Origin of the sequence: Aerosakkonema funiforme FACHB-1375, from assembly GCF_014696265.1 — a bacterium.
GTDB classification, from domain to species: Bacteria; Cyanobacteriota; Cyanobacteriia; order Cyanobacteriales; family Aerosakkonemataceae; genus Aerosakkonema; species Aerosakkonema funiforme_A.
On record NZ_JACJPW010000220.1, the window covers coordinates 1 to 4,167 of the forward strand.

At 47.0% G+C, this 4,167-nt stretch carries 6 protein-coding genes and 2 pseudogenes; 2 read left to right on the forward strand and 6 right to left on the reverse strand.

Annotated features, from left to right (window positions below; all coding sequences use genetic code 11):
- Both H6G03_RS36930 and H6G03_RS36935 read right to left on the reverse strand, forming a co-directional pair.
- Positions 1 to 182: pseudogene (locus H6G03_RS36930) on the reverse strand (chromosome partitioning protein ParB); the annotation flags it as partial.
- Positions 182 to 982 (reverse strand): ParA family protein, encoded by an 801-nt coding sequence (locus H6G03_RS36935; RefSeq protein WP_190475890.1) that lies wholly within the window; start codon positions 980 to 982, stop codon positions 182 to 184. The pseudogene H6G03_RS36930 and the gene H6G03_RS36935, both read right to left, overlap by 1 nt.
- 177 nt (positions 983 to 1,159) lie before the next feature.
- Here H6G03_RS36935 and H6G03_RS39095 point away from each other — a divergent pair.
- Positions 1,160 to 1,321, forward strand: a pseudogene (locus tag H6G03_RS39095) (C-terminal helicase domain-containing protein); the annotation flags it as partial.
- Between the two features lie 44 nt (positions 1,322 to 1,365).
- Here the strand turns inward: H6G03_RS39095 and H6G03_RS36945 are convergent.
- Positions 1,366 to 1,746 carry a saccharopine dehydrogenase family protein gene (locus H6G03_RS36945; protein WP_199315660.1) on the reverse strand — a complete coding sequence of 127 codons (381 nt, stop codon included), beginning with the start codon at positions 1,744 to 1,746 and terminating at the stop codon, positions 1,366 to 1,368.
- A gap of 40 nt (positions 1,747 to 1,786) precedes the next feature.
- Between H6G03_RS36945 and H6G03_RS39100 the strand changes: the two genes are divergently transcribed.
- The gene (locus tag H6G03_RS39100; RefSeq protein ID WP_190475893.1) at positions 1,787 to 2,029 is read left to right on the forward strand and encodes a hypothetical protein; all 243 of its coding nucleotides are present in this window, start codon (positions 1,787 to 1,789) and stop codon (positions 2,027 to 2,029) included.
- A 144-nt stretch (positions 2,030 to 2,173) separates the two neighbouring features.
- On the opposite strand, the gene H6G03_RS36955 is transcribed toward H6G03_RS39100, so the two are convergent.
- The 3 genes from H6G03_RS36955 to H6G03_RS36965 all read right to left on the reverse strand — a co-directional run bounded on the left by H6G03_RS36955 (position 2,174) and on the right by H6G03_RS36965 (position 3,994).
- Entirely contained in the window at positions 2,174 to 2,644 is a 471-nt protein-coding gene (locus H6G03_RS36955; RefSeq protein ID WP_190475895.1) for a thermonuclease family protein, read from the reverse strand.
- Positions 2,631 to 3,320 (reverse strand): thermonuclease family protein, encoded by a 690-nt coding sequence (locus H6G03_RS36960; protein ID WP_190475897.1) that lies wholly within the window; start codon positions 3,318 to 3,320, stop codon positions 2,631 to 2,633. Before H6G03_RS36960 ends, H6G03_RS36955 begins: the two co-directional genes overlap by 14 nt.
- Positions 3,321 to 3,820: 500 nt before the next feature.
- Positions 3,821 to 3,994, reverse strand: coding sequence for a hypothetical protein (locus H6G03_RS36965; protein WP_199315661.1), 174 nt, complete (start codon positions 3,992 to 3,994; stop codon positions 3,821 to 3,823).
- Positions 3,995 to 4,167 lie beyond the last annotated feature (173 nt).

Below are 4,167 nucleotides of genomic sequence, written 5' to 3' on the forward strand. Positions count from 1 at the left end.
TCCAGTTCCCCTTCCTCAGCTAGCAATTCTTTCCTTAACTCTTCTATTTGCTGCTCTAGTTCTGGAGATTGAGTAGCTCTGAGCCTTTCTACTTCTGCTTGTAATTCAGCAATTCGTTGTGCTTGGTCAGTTGCTTGAATTGCACCAGTAAACCGTTCGCTGATTTTGGGAAGCTTTGCCATTACAGTTTTCCTTTGCGTACTAAAGTAACGATATCGTCAGCAATGGTTTTGAAGTCTTTACAAGCTTGATGTGCTGGCCGATATTTTTGTAAAGGTAAGCCATTAGCACTGGAATTCTTAAATTCGGATGAATCACGAATTTGAGGATATAGCTTGACTCTTAGTTGTTCGGCTACTTCTGGTAATTGTTGTAAATATTGGCGGTGGATGGCGCGGCTGTTGTCATACAAACTGGGTATGAGTCCCAAAATAGGCGGATGGGGATCGAGCATTAGATCGTCAGCTATTCCAATCAACCACTGCACTAAATCAGCTACTCCCGAAACCGATTTCATCTCTAGTTGAATGGGAACTAACAGTCCCGTACTAGCCGCGATCGCATTTTCACAAATTATGCCAATTGTGGCAGGGCAGTCCAGAATAATTACATCGTGACGTAAAGGGTGGCTTTTTAAGCGGTCTGCCAAAACATATTCACCCCGGCGGCGAATTACTAAGTCATTTGCTACTTGCGCCATAGTTGGGTGACCTTGGCAAACTTCGATATTAGGGTCTGACCAAGCTGAAACTAATGGCCAATTACCGTCAAAGTCTTTTCCAAGAACTCGCACTACTGAATTTTCCGCTTCTGCTGAAGGTAAACCGCAGAATACATCCAATGCTCGCTGGGGGTCGAGGTCGATTAATGCTACTGTCTGACCTCGCTTGCATATCTCATAAGCTAGATGGACGGCTAGGGTTGTTTTGCCTACTCCACCTGCATTCGCTAAAATTCCAATGACAATTTTCTGTTTCGGCATAAGTTCGATTGCACTGTCGAATTTTAATATACGACAGTTTTAACGCTCAATTATTGTCTAATTTTAAAATTCGACAGGTTTTAAGGAGATGCGATCGCTATTCATCAACTGTCGCATTTCAAAATACGACGCTCAGGCATTCTTATCCAAGTTCGCTGTACGATCGCTTACTACCGTTTTTTAATTAGTCTTAAGGCTGGGGGAACTGGGATTAATTTGACTGCTGCTGATTATGTGATTCATACAGACCCTTGGTGGAATCCGGCTGTGGAAGACCAAGCTTCTGACCGCGCCCATCGCATCGATCAACAACGCCCGGTTACTATTTATCGTTTAGTTGGCATTTAAAGGTAGCGTTATAAATCAAAGTTGAAAATGTAAATTTAGATTCCAACTTCGATACTCATACCAGCCTGACGTAACCTTTGAGCCAAAACATCACCTAAAGCAGTAGCAGGAGTCAAAATCCCTCCCCGATTTTTACCACCCGGTAGTTCATCACTTTGCAATGCCAAACTCAAAGCAGATTCACACAAGAATTTGACCGTCGCCCGGTTGCCCGGATCTCCACGATCCTGTATTAATCCTCGCACCGTGCGTCCATCAATGGCAGTACCCACCAGTTCGCAGGAAAACCAGCCCTCATTCATCGTTTGCTCAGAAGGGCCACTGCCCGGTTGGGGTAGGAAAGGTTGTAAGAGCGATCGCAATTGCGGTTGTTGCACAATACCCGTAAACAAGCCAACTCCTGCGATAGTACCCATTGCCTTTAACCTCGAGCCTTATCGAGGAATAACACAATTTTTGTTGGATTGGTGCATTACATCCGAGCAAATTCCACAAGAGTTTCTTCCGGCTATAATCCAAGGAATTAAACTGGCAGCTGGCGCGGGATTAGGGGAATGCAAACCGGTTATCAATCTGCGTCTTCTGTTGATTGATGGCTTTTACCATGCGGTTGATTCAAGAGCGCGATCTTATCAAGTCGCGTCAGAACTTGCGGTTCGGGCAGCTTTCGAGCAAGTGGGATTGATACCGATTAGCTAAATTTTTGCTAGAAATAGATTTCTTGTTAAGAAACACTTCCATCTCTTTGGAGTACTTACCAAGACGAGCGTCCAGCGAACCAAACTTAATTTTAGCAAAGATATTTGTCCAACAATGGGTAGTTTTGTACAACTTTTCAGCCAACTACCGACCACCCCACAGTCCCACCCGCCGTTCCTTGGCGTCTTGCTCGATCGCTTGGTACGCCTCCTGGTTTGGGCAGTTTTCCTTGCTAGTTCGCGCCAACCCCGCTGCAAGCAGTTCAGAATTCAGGGACTTCTCCTCATCCCGGTTGGTCGTGGGTGCGAATACTTCTGCCGTTATGGTGCTGCCCTGCGATCTCACGGTCACAACGACCAGCGCTTTATCCTCTTCATCTGCCAGCTCGGTCAGTTTTTTAAGCAGCTTCCTAGCTCGATCGTCCTGTTTGGCCGCAACATCGACGCCGCACAGCTTGACCCTGTAGACCTGCCCCTGACTCATCATGTCGATCGCGCTGCCGCTGTTGATCGACTGCACAAACATCCGCTGCGTCGGCAGTCGTTCGGCGTTGCAGGCGGCGACGAAAAGTAGCGATAGCAGGAATGTGCAACGCAACACGCTAATCCCCGACATAGCACTTGGGCTCCTCTCCACCGGGACGGGAGTGGGCCGATCGACCACCGCAAGCGTTACCCCGTCGATCGATGTCGTAGGGACATTGACATCCCTGTCCCCTGGTTGGCTCCCGTAGCGGAGTGCCAGCAGTTTGGGTAGTAGGTGCGGTGGTGGGTCTGGCAGCTGGCTGTTGCGGGGTTCGCCGTCCGGCTCGGAAGTCCCAAGGCATGATTGGGCTGGACTGACTCCAGAAAGCCAATCGATTTTGTCTGGCTCCGGTTTCTGCCTGTTGGTACTGGCCACGGCTGGCATTGCATCCAGCAAAATATTGTGGATAAATAATTGCGTAGCCCTCGCGAATCATCTGTAAATTCACAGATTGGTTGGCTTTGAAGACTTCGGCAATGGTACGACCATATTGGTCGCGATTGTCGATTACCCGCAGTCGCACAGCCTGACCAGCGGGTAGAAGCTGCCCTAATCTATACCTGGCTCTTTCGCCCCAAGGTTGTTGGGAGATTTCCGGTGCGTCAATGCAGCCTAGCCTCACGGTAATGGTTTGGTTAGCGCTGCGGACTCTGATTGTATCGCCGTCGCCAACGCTGATAACAGTGGCTGATTGTTGCTGTGCGATGGCTGTGGGGACTGCTATCAAGAAAAAAATTGCGACAGCGATCGAGAAAAACTTCTTCATAACTTATTTTTATTTATCATTTAAGCTACATCCAGAGGCGATCGCAATCTTATCGCCTAAAGCTACCACACAAGCACCAAAACAACGGTTAGGTTTGGCAATGGTATTCTTTCCATCCGCAATATTGGCACTCCCAGACTAGCGAGGGGTCGTATTTAAGGCAGGGCATTTCGCAGGCGGGACAACGCCCTGTAAATAGGGGATGCCAGTCTAACAATTCGAGTTGTTCTTTTTGCGTCCAACGTTTTTTGGGCTGCTTAATCAAATGGCCATTATAAAACGAGGGTTCTATAGTTAATTCCCCATCTATAAATTTTGTTTCTTCTAGTGACCTGTTTTCATCAGGATTTAAATCAAAAGGATTATTAGCAGGCATTCGGCATTTTACCAAATATGATACTTGGTATTTTATTAAACCAAATTCTGCCGCGCATTCCCCATCCATATCATAGATTTGGGTGGGAATGCGGCAGTTATTGTCTGGTGTCTCCTTCCGGTGCTTAGGAAAATTTCCCAAACGGTTGACACCACAGTTCCCAATTTTCGTTGTTAAAGGGACTTCGCCACTTTAAGATTAACTCCCGCTCTAACTTCTGCCTAGCGTTTCTATCCGGTGGAGTGTCCCACCAAAACGCCGTCGCCACTTCAACAGGCAACTCATAACGACGGTGCATCTCGATGTAATTAATTATGTATTGTTGGCAGTCGTGATTTATCCAGCGCTGTTTAGGAGTTCTTTTCTGGAGTTTAGACTATCGCACCCCAGGTGCGATAGTCTAAACTCTGATTTACAAGACGAAATAGCTCAGATGTTAGCTGAGCGAAAAAAGGCTAATTAAATTAAGAT

Coding starts and splice junctions, on each gene's coding strand:
- H6G03_RS36965 (WP_199315661.1), bottom strand. CDS start 3,994: ATGCACCGTCGTTATGAGTTGCCTGTTGAAGTGGCGACGGCGTTTTGG.
- H6G03_RS36955 (WP_190475895.1), bottom strand. CDS start 2,644: ATGTCGGGGATTAGCGTGTTGCGTTGCACATTCCTGCTATCGCTACTT.
- H6G03_RS36935 (WP_190475890.1), bottom strand. CDS start 982: ATGCCGAAACAGAAAATTGTCATTGGAATTTTAGCGAATGCAGGTGGA.
- H6G03_RS36945 (WP_199315660.1), bottom strand. CDS start 1,746: ATGGGTACTATCGCAGGAGTTGGCTTGTTTACGGGTATTGTGCAACAA.
- H6G03_RS36960 (WP_190475897.1), bottom strand. CDS start 3,320: ATGAAGAAGTTTTTCTCGATCGCTGTCGCAATTTTTTTCTTGATAGCA.